The sequence below is a fragment of the Corallococcus aberystwythensis genome, assembly GCF_003612165.1.
GTDB classification, from domain to species: domain Bacteria; phylum Myxococcota; class Myxococcia; order Myxococcales; family Myxococcaceae; genus Corallococcus; species Corallococcus aberystwythensis.
Window position 1 is genome coordinate 1 of the sequence record NZ_RAWK01000081.1, and the last position, 16,261, is coordinate 16,261.

A 16,261-nucleotide genomic window follows, 5' to 3' on the forward strand; every position below is an offset into this window, starting at 1 on the left:
ACCTTCTGCCCCGGCCCCACCTTCCAGTGACGCAGCGGCGAGTACGTGGTGATGCCCGCGCACAGCAGCGGCGCCACCGCCGCCGGGTCCAGGTTCGCGGGCACCTTCAGCGCGAAGTGCTCGTCCACCACGACGCTGTCCGAGTACCCGCCCTGTGTGAAGGTCTTCCCGTCCTTGTCCGGGCTGCCGTACGTCAGGACGCCCTGGACCTTGCAGTACTGCTCGTACCCGTCCCGGCAGTCCGCGCAGGCGCGGCATGAATCCACCATCGTGCCCACGCCCGCCAGGTCCCCCGGCTGGAACTTCTTCACGTCGCGGCCCACGCGCACCACCCGGCCCACGATTTCGTGCCCCGGCACCAGCGGGTATGGCGAGAAGCCCCAGTCGTTCCGGGCCATGTGCAGGTCCGAGTGGCAGACGCCGCAGTAGAGGATCTCCAGTTGCACGTCGCGCGGGCCGGGCTCGCGGCGCTCGAACTGGAAGGGGGTGAGAGGGGACCGGGCGTCCGGGGCCGCGTAGCCGCGAGCGGGAATCATGGGCAGTGCTCCTGGGGTGGTGCCGCTTGACGCCCGGAAACATGCGATGGAGGCCCCCTTCATGAAAGGGATGGAATCCGCACGCGGCATGTCGGAAAACTTCCGAATGGCCCTCACCCCGCTCAATGCCCTGAATGCCTTTCTCGCCGTGGGACGTCGGCGCAGCTTCGCTTCGGCGGCCACGGAGCTGGGCCTCTCCCCGTCCGCGCTGAGCCAGCAGGTGCGCCAGTTGGAGGCGCGGCTGGGCGTGCCGCTGCTCACCCGGACGACGCGGAGCGTGGCGCTGACGGACGCGGGACAGCGGTTGATGGAGCGCGCGGGCCCTTCCGTGGAGCAGGCGCTGGAGGCGCTTCAAGCGGCCACGGCCAGCGCGGGCGAGGTGACCGGCCGCGTGCGGCTGTCCGTGCCCACCATCTCCCTGTCCACGGTGGTGACGCCCCTCCTGCTGAGATTCGCCCAGCGCCATCCCCAGGTGGAGGTGGAATTGCGCATCGAGGACCGCTTCGTGGACATCGTGGCGGAGGGCCTGGACGCGGGCATCCGCCCCTTCGGGTCCGTGGAGCGGGACATGGTGCAGGTCCGGCTGTCCAAGCGGTTCCGCTACGTCGTGGTGGGCGCGCCGTCATATCTCAAGCGCAAGGGCGTTCCCCAGAAGCCTGAGGACCTGCTGGAGCATGACTGCCTGAGCATCCTCACTCCGTCCGGCGGGGTGCGGTACGCCTGGGAGCTGGAGCGGGGCCGGAAGAAGTGGCGCATCCCGGTGCGTGGCCCGCTGCTCGCCACCCATGAGGAGGTGCAGGTGGCGATGGCGGAGGCGGGCCTGGCCCTCATGTATGCCTTCGAGCCCACCATCGTGCCGCGCCTGAAGCGCGGCACCCTGAAGCTTGTCCTGGAACCGTACGCGGCGTGGGAGGAGGGACTGTTCCTCTACTTCCCCAGCCGCGCCCAGGTGTCCCCCGCGTTCCGCGCCTTCCTGGACGTGGCCCGCGAGGTGACCGCTGAGAGGACGTGAGCGTCAGTCGCGCGGCGGGCCGCGGCGGCGGTCCACCACGCCCGTGGTGATGGGCTCCGGCGAGGTCTTCGCGCTCTTGGCCCGCAGGCTCATGGCCGCGGTGCTCTCCGCGGGCAGCCCCGCCCAGGTGCGCAGCCGCTCCAGCGCCACGGCCTGGTCCGCCTCCGGCAGGCCCGTGATGCGGGCGCCGTGGTTGCCGCCCGGCTCGTAGAACCGGTACGAGTCATTGCGCGCGCTCACGCTGAACGCGCCCGTGGACCAGGGGTCGTTCTCTCCGTAGACGAGCAGGATGCGCTCGCCGAACGCCTTCACCCAGCCCTCCACGAGCGGCATGGCGAACGGGTTGAAGGGGTACGGCCGCATGTCGAAGGGCACGAGCGCCCGCGGGTCGTAGCCGCGCGGGTAGCGCTGGACGCCGCGCAGGTGGGCTTCCTCGGACGCGTAGCTGCCCAGCTGGGTCGCGGCCTGGAAGTCGTAGGGCGCGTAGTAGTCCAGGTCGCCGTCGCTCATGTACGAGAGGCCGACCACCTGGTCCAGGAAGCCCACCAGCGCCTCCGCGGGAGCGCCCGGCAGGGGAATCGAATCGCACAGCGACGCGTCGCCGTACTGCCAGAAGGCGAAGGCGAACTCGAGCGCGCTGAACTCCAGCGCCTTGTCCACGCCCAGGAAGTCGTAGGTGCTGCCGTAAGAGGCCGCGCCCGCCGCCTGGAAGAGGGGCTCGGTCTCCGCGCGCCGCGCCAGCACCTCACGCTGGAAGGCGCGGATGTTCTCACGGCACTCGGGCGTGCCCAGCTTGTTCAGGAACCGCACATAGCGCGGATCCTGCGTGCCGTAGCTGTTGGGGGCCACGTAGGCCACCGTGGCGTCCACGTCGCGCGGGAAGAGCGTCCGGTGGTAGAGCGACGTCATGCCGCCCTTGCTGCCGCCGGTGCTGATCCACTTGCCGGGGAAGAGCGGCTTGAGGGCCTGGACGATGCGGTGATGGTCCGTTGCCGCCTGCTCGATGCTGAGCAGCCTCCAGTCCGCGGGCTGCGGGATGGAGGGCCCGAAGAAGCGGTGCTCCACCTGCAGCTGGTTGCCCTGCACCAGGTAGGTCGGCTCCGTCTGGCCAGAGGACGTGTTGAGGCCGTACCCCGTGGTGGCCAGCACCATGGGCGCCTCCGCGCTCCGGTAGCGCAGCGTCAGCCGCTGCTGGAAGCGCGTGCCGTTCGGACGCAGGTGGTCCGCCGGCTGGTCATAGCTCAGCACGAAGAAGCGCACGCCCGGCGCGGGCGCCGGCCGCTCCTGCACCACCGTGAGGCCGGGAATCGCCTGCAATTGCGCGAGGATGTCCGGCGCCGCGTCCTGTGTCAGGGATTGCGCGTGGACCTCCGTTGCGCTCGGGGCGATGGACTCGGGCGGAAGCTCGCTGCCTCCACACGCCTGGAGCCCCAGTGCCAGCGCGCACGCCAGCACCGCGGGACGACCGAAGAAACGTGACATGGGTAAATCCCTCCTTGGGTGAAAGACAGAACGAACATGCCGTTCATGTATTTCCAGAAGAAGGACGTCCCAGGTGCCCCGGGGGCAATTCCTTGCGCCGTGGAGGTGAGTCGCGGCAACGGCTGACCCTGGCGCAGGTGTCTGGCCAGCGCGGTCGTCGGCCACTGGCCCTTCACAGGGTGGGACCCTGTTCGGTGGAATGCCCTGGCTCTAAGGTCCCGGACAATGAACGTCTACGAGATTCGCGGAGCCTTCGGTCTGGACAACCTGGTGCGCGCGGAGCGGCCGGACCCCGTGCCCGGACCCTTCCAGGTGCGCGTGCGCGTGAAGGCCACGAGCCTCAACTCGCGCGACCTGATGATGGTGGAGGGCCGCTACAACCCCCGGCAGAAGCTGCCGCTGGTGCCCAACTCGGACGGCGCGGGCGTGGTGGACGCGGTGGGCCCGGGCGTCACCCGCGTGAAGCCCGGGGACCGGGTGATGACGCTGTTCGCGCAAGGATGGCAGGGCGGTGAGCCCACCAAGGCTGGCATCACCACCACGCTGGGCGGACCGCTGGACGGCGCGCTCGCGGACACGATGCTCCTGCACGAGGACGGCGTGGTGCTCACGCCCTCGTACCTGTCCGACGAGGAGGCCGCCACGCTGCCGTGCGCGGCGGTGACGGCGTGGAGCGCGCTCGTCACGCAGGGCGGGCTGAAGCCCGGGGACACCGTGCTGGTCCAGGGCACGGGCGGCGTGTCCATCTTCGCGCTGCAGATTGCCCGGCTGTGTGGCGCGCACGTCATCGTCACGTCCAGCCGGGACGACAAGCTGGAGCGGGCCCTGAAGCTGGGCGCGCAGGAGGGCATCAACTACGTCACCACGCCGGACTGGGAGAAGGCGGCGCGCACGCTGACCGGCGGCGTGGGCGTGGACCACGTGGTGGAGGTGGGCGGCTCGGGGACTTTCGAGAAGTCACTCAAGGCGGTGCGCGTGGGCGGCACCGTGTCCGTCATTGGCGTGCTGTCCGGCGGGGCGGGCTCCGTGTCCCTGGTCCCCATCCTGATGCAGAACCTGCGCGTGCAGGGCGTGTTCGTGGGGCACCGTCAGTCCTTCGAGGCCCTCACCCGCGCGTTCGCACTCCACGACGTCCACCCCGTGGTGGACCGCGTGTTCCCCTTCGCGGAAGCGCGCGCCGCCTTCGAGCACATGAAGCAGGGCGCGCACTTCGGGAAGATTGTCATCCAGGTGAGCTGACCCACGCGAAGTGGAAGTGGGCCTCCAGCGTGGGGGCGGTGGAGCTCTTGGGCAGGGGCGGGAAGGGCGCCGCCTTCTTCACCGCGGCGAGCGCGGCGGCGTCCCACGCCTTGGAGCCGGACTCCGTGAGGATGGCGGTGGAGATGAGCTTGCCGTCCTTGCCGAGCACGGCCTGGACGATGGTCTTCTGGCCCAGGGCCGGCGTGCCCTTGGGGCCCGGCTGCTTCCAGGCCTTCGCGACGCGCTGGAAGGCCTGCTGCTGGTAGGCAGGGCTGTCCACCGAGCCCTGGAAGTAGGTCTGCAGCTGGGGGCTGCCGCTCGCGGCCAGGGCCCCGGAAGCGAGGGCCAGCGCGAGCACCACCACGGCGGTTTTCGGGATGCGGAGCATGGGCCGAATATAGGGCCCGCTCAGCTCCTCGGCTGGGTGCCCTTGGAGAACGGGGCCTTCACCTCGGGAGGCTTGCCGGCGCTCTTCTCCGGGAGCCAGGACAGGTCGTACACCGCCGCGTCGCCCGCGGCGCGCATGAGCACCACGGAGGCGCCGTGCGCGCCGCTCATCTCCAGGCCGGCGGTGAACAGGCCCCGGTAGAAGCCCGCCACCACCACCGGGCGGCAGGTGAGCACGTAGCGCGTGGGCCCCGTCTGCTCCAGCCGCGCCTCCAGGTAGTTGGTGCCCGTGCGCAGGTTGCGCGTCATCCGCTCCAGCATCCGGTGCGGGCCCAGCAGCCGCACTCCGGCCAGCAGCGCGCTGCCGATGAGCGTGGCCCCGTAGCCCTCCAGGAAGCGCCGGCCCACCACCTCCGCGCCGTCGTCCAGCGTGGCCGCGGGCGCGAGCACGGAGGCCGCCAGCTTCAGCGACTCCACCCACACCTCCAGCGGATAGGCCACCGCCAGCTTTCCTCGCGGGTCGATGCCGGCCTCGCGCAGCTGGCGCGCGCATGGCTCGTCCAGATGGTCTCCCAGGGCGCGAATCAGCCCTTCGAAGCTCTGCTGGAACACAAGGCGCTCGGGGATCGGCATGTCCTCCCACGCTACCCGTGTGAACGGGGCTGTCTCAACCCGGTAGGTTCCCAGGCTTCAAGAACTTCGCGCGGACTGTTCGAAAACGCAGTGCGGCAAGCCGCTGAAGGGCGGCGAGGTGGGTGCGGTAGGGTCGTGGTCATGCCGCATGACCCCCTCGCCGACATCTCCACGGCCGCGATGCAGGAGCGCGGAGGTTCGCGGGGGGCGCCTCGCGTGGTGCCCGCGCTGACGGTGGTGTCCCATCCGGTGCCCCGGCGCGTGGGGGACCGGCGGCTGTTGGACGCGCTGGTGGCGGGGCGTCCGGTGGCCCTGTCGCGCAACGCGCCGGACTTCGCGAAGCCGGGCAGCGCGCTGGGGCTGCCGCTGGCGGATCCGTTCGTGAGCCGCAAGCCGCTGGAGCTCTCCGCCCTGCCGGACGGAGGCGTGCGGCTGATGGTGCCGGAGGACGGCACGCACGTGGTCGCGGCGGGCGTGCCGCTCCAGGGCGCGCGGGACTTCTCGCCGCTGGAGTGGCGGGAGGGCGTGACGCTGGAGCTGTCAGGCCGCGTGGTGGTGCTGCTGCACCCGGTGGAGCTGGACGGCGAGGGCGCCGCGGACACGTTGGGCATGGTGGGTGAGAGCGCGGGCCTGCGGCGGCTGCGCAAGCACATCGAGCGGGTGGCGGACCTGGATGTGTCCGTGCTCATCCGGGGCGAGACGGGCACGGGCAAGGAGCTGGTGGCGCAGGCCATCCACCGGCTGGGGCCGCGCAAGGCGGGGCGCTTCGTCAGCGTGAACCTGGGCGCCATTCCCAAGGAGCTGGCGGCAGCGGAGCTGTTCGGTGCGCAGAAGGGCGCGTACTCGGGGGCGACGCGGGACCGCGAGGGCTTCTTCCGCGCCGCGCACGGGGGCACGCTGTTCCTGGACGAGGTGGGCGAGGCGCCGCCGGAGGTGCAGGTGATGCTCCTGCGCGTGCTGGAGACAGGGGAGCTGTACCCCGTGGGCGCGAGCCAGCCCGTGACGGTGGACGTGCGGCTCATCGCCGCGACGGACGCGCACCTGGAGGAGCAGATCCGCGACGGGCGCTTCAAGGCGCCGCTGCTGCACCGGCTGGCGGGCTACGACCTGCGCGTGCCCGCGCTGCGCGAACGGCGCGAGGACGTGGGCCGGTTGTTCTTCCACTTCGCGCGCGAGGAGCTGGCGGCACTGGGTGAGGCGGCGCGGTTGGATTCGGAGGACCCGCACGCGGAGCCGTGGCTGCCCGCGCCGCTGGCGTCGCGGCTGGTTCGCGCGGCGTGGCCGGGCAACATCCGGCAGCTTCGCAACCTCACGCGGCAGCTGGTCATTGGAAGCCGGGGGCAGGAGCGGCTCCATGCGGATTCGCAGCTGGATGAGCTGCTGGGCGTGCCAGAGGTGGCGGTGTCCGTCCAGGCTCCGGTTCAAGCGGCGGTGGCTCAGGAGGCGGCTTCGGCGCGGGCCTCGGGGGCGGGCGCGGTGGCTGGAGCCCCGATGTCCCCGGCGCGAAGCGCGGGCGCTCCAGAGGAGCGCGAGGCGGCGGTGCCCCGGCGCAAGCCCTCGCAGGTGACGGAGGCGGAGCTGCTGGCCGCGCTGCGGACGAGCGCGTGGGACCTCAAGGCCGCGGCGGACGCGCTGGGGATTCCGCGGCCGTCCGTCTACGACCTCATCGAGCGGAGCCCGAACCTGCGCACCGCGGGGGACCTGGGCGCGGACGAAATCACCCGCTCCTTCGAGGCGTGCGGCGGCGACCTGGACGCGATGGTGCGCACGCTGGAGGTGTCGAAGCGGGCGCTGGGGCGGCGGCTGAAGGAGCTGGGCCTGGTGGCGAAGGGGACGTGAGCGGACAGTCGCGACGCGTGGCACGCTGGCTGCTGAGTCATCACGCCGTCCGTGCTCATCCCCCTGGAGGGTTCCCCATGCGAAGCCGCGTCCTCTTCCCGCTGTGCCTCACCGGACTGCTGCTGGCCTGCGCCAGCGGTTCCCGCTCCACCTCCTCCGAAACCGCGTCGGCCAGCACCGGTCCGGTGCAGCCCTGCGCTGTGAACCCGCCGCCACCCGAAGGCGGAACGGTGGTGAACATCACCGCCGATTCGGAGGGCAAGGTGCACTTCAGCACCAAGACGGTGCAGGTGCGGGCCGGTCAGACCGTGAGCTTCGTGTCCCAGGTGCAGCAGGACCGGTGCATCGGTGTGTCGCGCGGCGGGCTCCTCACGGAAGGGGCGCAGAACCCCCTGCCGGTGCCGGCGTGCCAGAGCGCCTCATGGACGCTGAGCGCCAGCGATGAACCGGGAGCGACCACGTCGCTGTGGTCCTGCCCGACGAGCGACTGCTCCAAGTGCACGCAGCCCCAGGGCGTCACCGAGACCATCAACGGCACGCTGGAGGTCACCGGACGCGGCGAGGACTGACGCGGGGGCCCGTCAGGGCTTGCCACGGGCCCTGGCCGGCTTCGCGGGCGGCCGTGGACTCTTCGTCTCCGTGCTCGCGGTGAGGGCCCGGAGCTCTTCGAGTCCGAGCTGGAGGTGCCGGGAGTAGTCCTGCGCCTTCGGGTCCTCGAGCCAGCGCTCGAACGCGACCTTGAAGACCGCGATGCCCGCTTCGGCGGCCAGGCTCGCGGCGGGCTCGGTGACGCCGCGCTTTCTCAACGTCTCTGCGGCGGCCGAGGCCATCGAGGCCAGCTTGATCAGCTCGCGCTCCCGAAGCTCGGCGTGAGCGACGAGCAGCGCCTGTCGCGCCCGGGAATGGTCACGGCGGTCCTTGAAGAAGGGGGCCATGGCCTCCAGGGCGGCGGCCACCGCGTCGAGCGGCGTGGTCCCCTGCGGGGCCTCCGTGATGGTGGTGACGAGGCACTCGTGGATCACCTCCGAACCCCCGAACAGGACCTCCTTCTTGTCGGTGAAGTAGCGGAAGAAGGTCCGCTCGGTGAGACCCGCGCGCGCGGCGATGTCCTCCACCGTCGTCCGGTCGTACCCGTGCTCCTGGAACAGGGTCATCGCGGCCTGTGCAAGCCGGTCTCGTGCGTTGGGTTCCCAGCGGCCCATGGGCGGAAGCATAACCTGATTGCAGTCACTGACATCACTTGTTAGGAGTGATGTCAGCAACTGACATCAAGGGGCTTTTCCATGCGCGTATTCGTGACCGGTGCGTCTGGCTTCATTGGCTCGGCCGTCGTCCCTGAACTGCTGGGGGCGGGGCATCAGGTGGTGGGGCTTGCCCGCTCGGAGGCTTCGGCCCGGGCCCTGGAGGCGGCGGGGGCCCAGGTGCATCGCGGTTCGCTGGACGACCTGGACAGCCTGCGCGAGGGCGCGGCGAAGGCGGACGGGGTCATCCACCTGGCGTTCATCCACGACTTCTCCAACTACGAGGAGTCGATGCGTGCCGACACGCGCGCGATTGAAGCCATGGGCGCGGCGCTCGAGGGCTCCCAGCGGCCCCTCGTCATCGCCTCGGGGTTGTTTGGCCTCGCGTCGGGTCGTGCCGCCGTGGAAACCGATGCAGCGCCCTCTCGGGGACGCGGCCTGTCGGAGGAGGCGATGATCGCGCTGGCGGAGCGTGGCGTGCGCACGTCCATCGTGCGGCTCTCGCCCTCGGTGCATGGCAAGGGCGACCATGGCTTCGTGCCGTACCTCATCCACTCCGCCCGCCAGAAGGGCGTGGCCGTCTACGTCGGGGACGGGGCGAGCCGTTGGCCGGGCGTGCACCGGAGCGACGCGGCCCGGCTCTTCCGGCTCGCACTGGAGCGGGCCCCCGCTGGTTCCAGGCTCCATGCCGTCGCGGACGAGGGCGTGCCCACCCGGGACATCGCGAACATCATTGGCCGCCGGTTGGGGGTGCCGGTCGAGTCGAAGACGCCGGCGGAGGCGAGCCACTTCCTCGGCATCCTGGCGACGTTCTTCGCGCTCGATGTCCCTACGTCGAGCGCCCGCACGCGCGAACTGCTCGGCTGGCGGCCCGAAGGTCCCGGCCTCCTGGAGGACCTCGACAGCGACCACTACTTCGCGCCGGGCGCTGGCTCGAACCTGTGAGCGCGGTGGCGGCGGGCCGGCGGAGCGGTTCCGCGGGCCGGGGCTGAAGCGCGGTCCCCCGGGAACTGATGGACCGACGACTCCCGCCTGGCCTGGTCGAGCGGGTGGGGGCCCCCCCTGCGTCAATCCTTCGGACCTGAACCGGTCCACCTGGATGAGAAGGTGAGAACCCTGCCAGGGCCGCCCCTGGCGGCGGCGCAGTTCACGAACTGGTCCGACAGTCGGACCAGTTGGGCGGACCACGGCCGGGCAGGGGGCCTCTGGCGGAGGCGCAGCGCGCGAACTGGTCCGACAGTCGGACCAGTTGGGCGGACCAAGGCTGGGCAGGCGGCTCCATCAGAGATGCCCGGGGCTTGGGTCGTGAGTCCGTTTTCCGGGTGAGCCGCGCATCCTCGACGCCGGGCGTTCGAGGCGTGGCACGGTTCTTGGGGCGTCTCAGCCCGAGGTTTCCCGGTGGCTCACGGCCATCATCGTCGCGAGCATGGTGGCGACGGGTTTGAGGCCCGCGTCGGTCTCCGCGAACACGTCACCGGTGGTGACCGTGAGCGTCCGGCCGGGCTTCGTCACCCGTCCGTGCGCGATGAACTTCCGGCCGGCGGCGGGCGCGAGGAAGTTCACCTTGTACTCCACGGTCAGGACAGCGGCGTCCACGGGCATCAACGAGTACGCCGCATAGCCGCAGGCGCTGTCGACGATGGCCGTGACGATGGCCGCGTGCAGATACCCGTGCTGCTGCGTGAGGTCCTCCCGGAACGGCAGCTCGATGACGACCTCACCCGGCGACACGGAGGTCAGCGTCGCGCCGAGGGTGTCCATGACGCGCTGGCGCGCGAAGCTGGCGCGAACGCGCTGCTCGAAGGCGGCGTCCGCGGGCGTGAAGACCTGCGGTCCGAAAGGAGGCCTGCTGGTGCTCATCGAAGTGCTCCCGGTGGTCAGAGCTGGGGGGCGCTGCCGAAGCCAATCTCATTCCCGTCAGGGTCCCGGTACGTGGCCCTCCGGACACCGTCGCTGTACGTCTCCTGCTGCTCCGCGTGGATGCCCCGTTCGGCGAGCTGGGCCACGAGGCCGTCCAGGTCGTCCACGAAGATGCTGAGGTTCGCATGGCCCGCGTGCTCGGGGCGCTCATCGATGAACACGGACCGGTGCTCCGCGAGGTCCCACACCGCCTTCGTGGGCGTGGCGACCAACGTGGGCGGCCCTCCGAACAGCCGGGAGTACCAGTCACAAGCCGTGGCGTAGTTCGAGACGGCGATCCCGGCGTAGAGGGCGAGCGGCATGCGCCGACGCTATGCACGTTGCGTGAGGCCGGCAATGACTCGAGCGGCGACAGGCGAGCCTGACAGCCGTGGGGCGCCGTCACGAGCCGTGGCGCGTGGAGCGTGAGTGGCACGCGCCGACGCCAGGCACGCTGCGTGAGGCCGGCCATGACTCGAGCGGCGACGGGTCATCCCGGCGGCAGCTTCGCGAGCGCACGGCGCAGGTCGTCGCGGAGACTGCTCGCGTCCCTCCACCGAGGGCGCGCGGTGAGCACGGCTTCGGTGAGGGACAGGCCCTGCTGGAGGTGGATGCGAGACGCCTGTTGTTCTCCCCATGTCCGCAAGAAGCAGGCGTAGGCCAGGCGCGGATCCAGGTTCTCGGGCTCCAGCTCCAGTGCCTTCTGGAAGTCACCCGCCGCGGTCTGGAAGGACGCGTCTGGCTTCTGTCCCCGCCGGGCTTCCTCGCGAGCCTGGAGCGCCCTCACTTCGCCCCGCCAGCGCCACGCCTGGGCGAGCGACGGGTTGAGCTTCAGCGCACGCTCCAGCGCCTCCATGGCCTGGGCGAGCGACGGGCGTGGATCCTTCCCTTGCTTCAGCGCGTACACGGCCACGGTGTGGTGCACCTGGCCCAGGTTGGCCCACGGCTCGGCGAGTCCGGGCAGCAACGTGGTGGCCTGCTGGAGTTCGGCCTGGGCCTCCCTTGCGCTCGTGGTGGGGTCCTGGTCGCGCAGCAGGCGCCAGGTCGCGCGCCACATGCGCACCTCGCCCAGGTTGTTGTGCGCGAAGCCCACGGTGGGCGCGATGGCGATGGCCTGGGTGAAGGCCTGCTCCGCCGGGTCCAGCAACGGCTCCGGTGCGTCTCCCCGGTCCCACGCCTCGCGGGCCTGGTCGAGCAGCACGGTGCCCACGCCGTTCTGGAGCGGCGGCAGCTTCGCGTTGATGGCGACGCCGTGGCGGTAGGCCTCCAGCGCTCGGGCAAGTCCCGGCCCCGCGTCGCCGCCGTGGTCGCGCAGGCGCAGGGCGAGCGTGCGGTGGACCTCTGCAAGGTAGAACCACGCGACGACGTGGCCCGGGTCGAGCGAGCTCGCGCGCTCCAGCGCCGTCCGGGCCTCCTCCAGGTCCGCGTCCTTCGACGGCGCGCGCGGATGGTTGGCGCGATTCACATGGGCCGTGCCCAGGTTGATCCACGCATCCGGCCGCTTCGCATCCAGCTCCAACGCTCGCCGGTAGGCCGCGATGGCCTGTTGTCTGAAGGGCAGCGAATCCCCACCACGTCCGTCCTCCGAATCCGCCCACACCTTGAAGACGAGCCCCAGGTCCAGGTGGAAGTCGTAGTCGCGCGCGGACTCCGGGATGGACTCGAAGGCGGCGACAGCGGCCCGCAGCTGTTCGCGCGGATCCTCGCTCCGGTCCTGCCGGTAGCGGGCCCACTGCCACCAGCCCATGGCCAGTGCGTGGCGTGCCTCCACCTTTCCGGGAGCGAGCCTCAGTGCCTCCTTCGCCGCGTCGAGCGTGCGCGTGAGGAGCGGCTCCACGTCGCCCCCGCTGCTCAGGCTCGACTGGGCGAGCCGCCGGTGGAGCCGTGCCTCCAGCACCCAGGTGTCCGCTTCATCCGGAGCCGCCGTGCGTGCGCGTAACACGGCCTCCATCCCGCGCGTGTACGCGGGCAGCACGTCCCCCTTGCCGGACAGCTCCAGCAGCAGGGCCTCCTGCTCCAGCTCCGCGCGCGAACGGTGCACTGCGGACACGCTCCGGCCAATCTCCGCCGCTGCGTCGTAGGCCCGGCGTCCGGCCTCCAGGTCGTCCCGGGCCGCGTCGCGTTCACTCGCCAGCGCATGGCGCACGGCGCGGGCGAGCAGCACGTCGCCCCGGAGCAGCGGCGCTTCGTGGAACCAAGGCAGCCGCGTGCCCAGCGCGTCCAGTGACTTCAGCGCGTCCTCGAAGCGCTCCTGGTGGAAGGCGCGCAGGGCCTCCGCGTACTCAGGGGCGGCCACCTCCGCGCCACGGCCTTGCTCCAGGAAGGCCAGCGCCGGGTCGCGAGAGTGCGTCCGGGCTTCGAGCCGCTTCGCCTCGCGGCTGGTGGTGTCCGGGATGCGGTCCGCCTCCAGCCGCTCGCGCTGGTAGCGGTGGCCCAGCACCCGCGCGAGCGCATACGCCACACGGGGCTCGCGAAAGCCCTGGGTCCACGCGGCCTCCAGGTGCGTGCGCGCGGCCTCTTCGTCCCCCAGCGCGAGGAACCCGCGTCCCAATGCGTAATGGCCCGGGCCTTCCGCGACAGGGCCCGCGTCGCGCATGGCGGCTTCGATGTCGCGCATGCGGGCGCGCATTGCCTCGCGGTCCGGCCGCGTGTCGTGCAGGGGGGCCTGACCGGAGTAGCGGGCCTGGGCCTCGATGCGTTCGACGCCTTCGGTGAAGCGCCGGGTCAGGGCCTCGCGTTGGGAGACCTCGCGCCGGGCCATGACGCCCTGGCCCACGGTGCCCGCGACCGCGAGCCCGGTGATGCCCGCGACGACGACGGCGACCCGATGACGGGCCACCCACTTGCGCACGCGGTACGCGGGGCCGGTGCGCGCGAGGACCCGGTCGCCTTCCAGGAACCGCGTGAGGTCCTCCGCCAGTGCCCGCGCGGAGCCGTAGCGCCGCGAGCGTTCCTTCTCCAGGCACTTGAGGACGATGGCCTCCAGGTCCGCCGGAAGCTCCGGATCCAGCTCACGAGGACGGCGGGGTTCCTGGGTGGCGATGCGCCCGAGCACCTCCAATCCATTGGCACCCGTGACAGGCGGTTGGCCGGTGAGCAGGTGGTACAGGGTGGCGCCAAGGCTGTAGACATCCGCGCGCCGGTCCAGGCGGGACACTTCGCCCCGGGCCTGTTCCGGAGCCATGTACTGGGGCGTGCCCAGCACGGTGCCCGTAGCGGTGGCGGCATCGTCGCTGGACCAGTCGCGCGCCAGACCGAAGTCCATGACGTAGGGGCGCAGGGCGCCGTCGTCACCGCGCTCCACGAGGATGTTGGAGGGCTTGAGGTCGCGGTGCACGAGCCCGGCCAGATGGGCCGCGTGCACGCCCAGCGTGGCGTCGCGAAGCACGAGCGCCTTCTGCTCCACGGACAGTGTGCCGGCCAGGGCGTGCAGCGGCACTCCCGCGATGTACTGCATGGCGATGTACGCGCGGCCCTGGACTTCGCCGACCTCGTACACGCGGCAGACGCGTTCATGGTCCACGCGGGCCTGGGCACGGGCCTCGGAGATGAAGCGGCGGGACAGCTCCGGGTCCTCGTCGCGAACGAACTTCAGCGCCACGTCCCGGTGCAGCCGCAGGTCCCGAGCCAGGAAGACGCGGCCCATGCCGCCCTGACCCAGGAAACGCACGGGCCGGTAGAGCGTCCAGTGCGGCACCGGGAACGCGGGCCCGTCGGACACAGCAGGTGACGCGGCGCCTGGAGACAGCGTGTCGTCAGCGGTGCCCGGCGGCGGGCCCATGCGCGCGGGCGCGGCGGCATGCGCGGGGCCCTGCGGCGTACCGTCGCGCGGGCGGTCTCCGTCGCGGAGAGGCGCATGCAGTGCATGGTCGTGCGGGCGCTCTGCCTCGCTTACAGGAGGAGGCGGCGTCTCGGCCTCCATGCTCCGGCGCAGCGACACGAGCGAATCCGCGCTGATTCGTCCCTGCTCCACGAGAAGCTGGAGCGGAGAGACGCCACGCCGTGCCGCCTCCTCGCGCACGGCCTCGATGTCCTCGCGGGAGAGGAGGCCCTCGGCCAGGGCCATGCGCAGCTCCGCTTCGTTCATCTCACGCACGCCAGGAAGCGTACCGGAGCCGCCATCCTCCACGCACCTGGCCACACGGCGGCGCGGCGCGACTTGCGGTGTCCGCCCGCCCGTTCCCAAGATGCGCGCATGAGCTCCATGTGGGTCCTGGAAACGCCGCAGCCGCCGCCGGACGCGCGCATCGCCTATGGCGGAGCCCCGCAGCAGTTCACCGAGCTGCGCAAACCCAAGGGCAAGGGCCCGCACCCCGTGGTCCTCTTCGTCCACGGCGGCTTCTGGCGCGCCGAGTACGGCCTGGAGCACGCGGGCCACCTGTGCGCGGACCTGACGAAACGCGGCTTCGCGACGTGGAGCGTGGAGTACCGGCGCGTGGGTCAGGATGGCGGCGGTTTCCCCGGCACCCTGGAGGACGTGGCCTCCGCGGCGGACCACCTGGTGGACGCGGCCCCATCGCTGGGGCTGGACCTCTCCAACGTGGTGGCCATGGGCCACTCCGCAGGCGGACACCTGGCCATGTGGCTGGCCGCGCGGCACCGCCTCACGCCAAAGCAGCCGCTGTACCGTGACGCACCGTTGAAGCTGAAGGGCGTGGTGTCCCTGGCTGGAGTGCTGGACCTCGCGCAGGGCGCGGCGCTGGACCTGGGCAACGGCATCGTGAAGACCTTCATGGGCGGCACCCCGGAGAAGTTCCCCGAGCGCTACGCCGTGGCGTCCCCCGCCGCCCTCCAGCCACTGAAGCTGCCCCAGGTCCTCCTCCACGGCACCGAGGACGACACCGTCCCGCTGAAGGTCAGCGAGGGCTTCCACGCCTGGGGCGTCCAGCAGAAGGACCCGGTGCACCTGGTCCCCCTGAAGGGCGCGGGCCACTTCGAGCTCATCGACCCGCGCTCCAAGGAATGGCCTCGCGTGGTCCAGGCCGTGCGCACCCTGCGCTGAGATGAGCAGCCAGCCAGCCGTGCCCACTGTTCCCCGCTCGGACGGGGAACCGGGGGCAATGCCTTGCGTCCGCTCGCGCCGCCGGATGCGCACCCTGTCCTTCGGTCCGTGAGGCCGGGAGGAGCAGACCGCATGGCGACGATGGACGTGATGCGTGGGCCGGGGATGGAGCGGCTGTCGCAAGGGGCGAAGGAAGCCGCGAACCACCCGTGGGCGAAGAAGCTGGGCCGCATGGGCTACGCGGCGAAGGGGGCCGTCTACGCCATCATCGGCGTGCTCGCGCTGAAGCTCGCGGCGGGCGAGGGCGGCCGCGCCACGGACAGCCACGGCGCGGTGGCCACCGTGGCGCACGGGCCCTTCGGCATCGCGCTCTTGTCGCTCTTGTCGGTGGGCCTCGTTGGCTACGTCGTCTGGCGCTTCGCGCAGGCGTTCGCGGACACGGAGGACAAGGGCTCGGATGCGAAGGGGCTGGCCACGCGCGCCATGTACTTCGTGAGCGGCGTCATCTACGGCTCGCTCGCGCTGTTCGCGGTGAAGACCATCGTCGGCGCGTCACAGGGCAAGGGCAAGGGCACCCAGGGCTGGACTGCGACGCTGATGGAGCAGCCCTTCGGCCGCGTCCTGGTGGTGCTGGTGGGCCTGGGCATCATCGGCTTCGCGCTGAAGCAGTTCCACTCGGCGTGGAAGGCGAAGTTCCGGGAGAAGCTCACGCTCACGGGCCTGGCCGCGGCACATCAGCACCGCGTGGAGCGGGTGTGCCAGTTCGGCATCGCGGCGCGCGGTGTCGTGTTCACCGTCATCGGCGGCTTCCTGGTGCTCGCGGGCGTGGACGCGAACCCGGGCGAGGCCAAGGGCCTGGGAGAGGCCCTGACCGTCGTCGCCCGCCAACCCGCGGGCGACGTGCTCCTGGGGGTGGTGGCGGCGGGCCTGGTGGCCTACGCCGCCTACATGTTCCTCCAGGCGCGCTACCGGCAGCTCTAAGCAGCAGCCT

At 71.4% G+C, this 16,261-nt stretch carries 15 protein-coding genes; 7 read left to right on the plus strand and 8 right to left on the minus strand.

Annotated features, from left to right (window positions below; genetic code table 11):
* Window positions 1–536 (minus strand): alcohol dehydrogenase catalytic domain-containing protein (locus D7W81_RS15215; RefSeq protein ID WP_158621599.1); only part of this gene is annotated, 536 nt, incomplete at its 3' end.
* A 106-nt stretch (window positions 537–642) separates the two neighbouring features.
* Between D7W81_RS15215 and D7W81_RS15220 the strand changes: the two genes are divergently transcribed.
* On the plus strand, window positions 643–1,548 hold the full coding sequence (locus tag D7W81_RS15220) for a LysR substrate-binding domain-containing protein (protein WP_120556122.1): 906 nt from the start codon (window positions 643–645) through the stop codon (window positions 1,546–1,548).
* A gap of 3 nt (window positions 1,549–1,551) precedes the next feature.
* On the opposite strand, the gene D7W81_RS15225 is transcribed toward D7W81_RS15220, so the two are convergent.
* Window positions 1,552–3,030, minus strand: coding sequence for a S28 family serine protease (locus D7W81_RS15225; RefSeq protein WP_120556098.1), 1,479 nt, complete (start codon window positions 3,028–3,030; stop codon window positions 1,552–1,554).
* 225 nt (window positions 3,031–3,255) lie between these two features.
* Here D7W81_RS15225 and D7W81_RS15230 point away from each other — a divergent pair, with 225 nt between their 5' ends.
* Window positions 3,256–4,269: a zinc-dependent alcohol dehydrogenase family protein gene (locus D7W81_RS15230; protein WP_120556099.1), complete on the plus strand. Its 1,014-nt coding sequence runs from the start codon at window positions 3,256–3,258 to the stop codon at window positions 4,267–4,269.
* On the opposite strand, the gene D7W81_RS15235 is transcribed toward D7W81_RS15230, so the two are convergent.
* Window positions 4,253–4,657 carry a TonB family protein gene (locus tag D7W81_RS15235; protein WP_120556100.1) on the minus strand — a complete coding sequence of 135 codons (405 nt, stop codon included), beginning with the start codon at window positions 4,655–4,657 and terminating at the stop codon, window positions 4,253–4,255. The genes D7W81_RS15230 and D7W81_RS15235 overlap by 17 nt on opposite strands.
* Before the next feature lie 20 nt (window positions 4,658–4,677).
* A complete protein-coding gene (locus D7W81_RS15240; protein ID WP_120556101.1) occupies window positions 4,678–5,289 on the minus strand; it encodes a DUF2378 family protein in 612 nt (203 codons plus the stop codon).
* A 141-nt stretch (window positions 5,290–5,430) separates the two neighbouring features.
* Between D7W81_RS15240 and D7W81_RS15245 the strand changes: the two genes are divergently transcribed.
* Window positions 5,431–7,128, plus strand: coding sequence for a sigma 54-interacting transcriptional regulator (locus D7W81_RS15245; protein WP_120556102.1), 1,698 nt, complete (start codon window positions 5,431–5,433; stop codon window positions 7,126–7,128).
* Window positions 7,129–7,205: 77 nt separating this feature from the next.
* Window positions 7,206–7,697 carry a hypothetical protein gene (locus D7W81_RS15250; protein ID WP_120556103.1) on the plus strand — a complete coding sequence of 164 codons (492 nt, stop codon included), beginning with the start codon at window positions 7,206–7,208 and terminating at the stop codon, window positions 7,695–7,697.
* Window positions 7,698–7,709: 12 nt separating this feature from the next.
* Here D7W81_RS15250 and D7W81_RS15255 read toward each other — a convergent pair whose 3' ends face one another.
* Window positions 7,710–8,330 (minus strand): TetR/AcrR family transcriptional regulator, encoded by a 621-nt coding sequence (locus D7W81_RS15255; RefSeq protein ID WP_120556123.1) that lies wholly within the window; start codon window positions 8,328–8,330, stop codon window positions 7,710–7,712.
* 81 nt (window positions 8,331–8,411) lie between these two features.
* On the opposite strand from D7W81_RS15255, the gene D7W81_RS15260 reads away from it, so the two are divergent.
* Complete coding sequence (locus D7W81_RS15260; protein ID WP_120556104.1) at window positions 8,412–9,314, plus strand: SDR family oxidoreductase; 903 nt, start codon at window positions 8,412–8,414, stop codon at window positions 9,312–9,314.
* A 435-nt stretch (window positions 9,315–9,749) separates the two neighbouring features.
* Here the strand turns inward: D7W81_RS15260 and D7W81_RS15265 are convergent, their stop codons facing one another.
* From D7W81_RS15265 to D7W81_RS15275, 3 genes are all read right to left on the minus strand, one after another.
* The gene (locus D7W81_RS15265) at window positions 9,750–10,229 is read right to left on the minus strand and encodes a PaaI family thioesterase (RefSeq protein WP_120556105.1); all 480 of its coding nucleotides are present in this window, start codon (window positions 10,227–10,229) and stop codon (window positions 9,750–9,752) included.
* Between the two features lie 17 nt (window positions 10,230–10,246).
* Complete coding sequence (locus tag D7W81_RS15270; RefSeq protein WP_120556106.1) at window positions 10,247–10,591, minus strand: VOC family protein; 345 nt, start codon at window positions 10,589–10,591, stop codon at window positions 10,247–10,249.
* 167 nt (window positions 10,592–10,758) lie between these two features.
* Window positions 10,759–14,355: a serine/threonine-protein kinase gene (locus D7W81_RS15275; protein WP_244227224.1), complete on the minus strand. Its 3,597-nt coding sequence runs from the start codon at window positions 14,353–14,355 to the stop codon at window positions 10,759–10,761.
* A 108-nt stretch (window positions 14,356–14,463) separates the two neighbouring features.
* On the opposite strand from D7W81_RS15275, the gene D7W81_RS15280 reads away from it, so the two are divergent.
* Both D7W81_RS15280 and D7W81_RS15285 read left to right on the plus strand, forming a co-directional pair.
* Window positions 14,464–15,270 carry an alpha/beta hydrolase family protein gene (locus D7W81_RS15280; protein ID WP_120556107.1) on the plus strand — a complete coding sequence of 269 codons (807 nt, stop codon included), beginning with the start codon at window positions 14,464–14,466 and terminating at the stop codon, window positions 15,268–15,270.
* 132 nt (window positions 15,271–15,402) lie between these two features.
* Window positions 15,403–16,251 (plus strand): DUF1206 domain-containing protein, encoded by an 849-nt coding sequence (locus D7W81_RS15285; RefSeq protein WP_120556108.1) that lies wholly within the window; start codon window positions 15,403–15,405, stop codon window positions 16,249–16,251.
* Window positions 16,252–16,261: the final 10 nt, after the last annotated feature.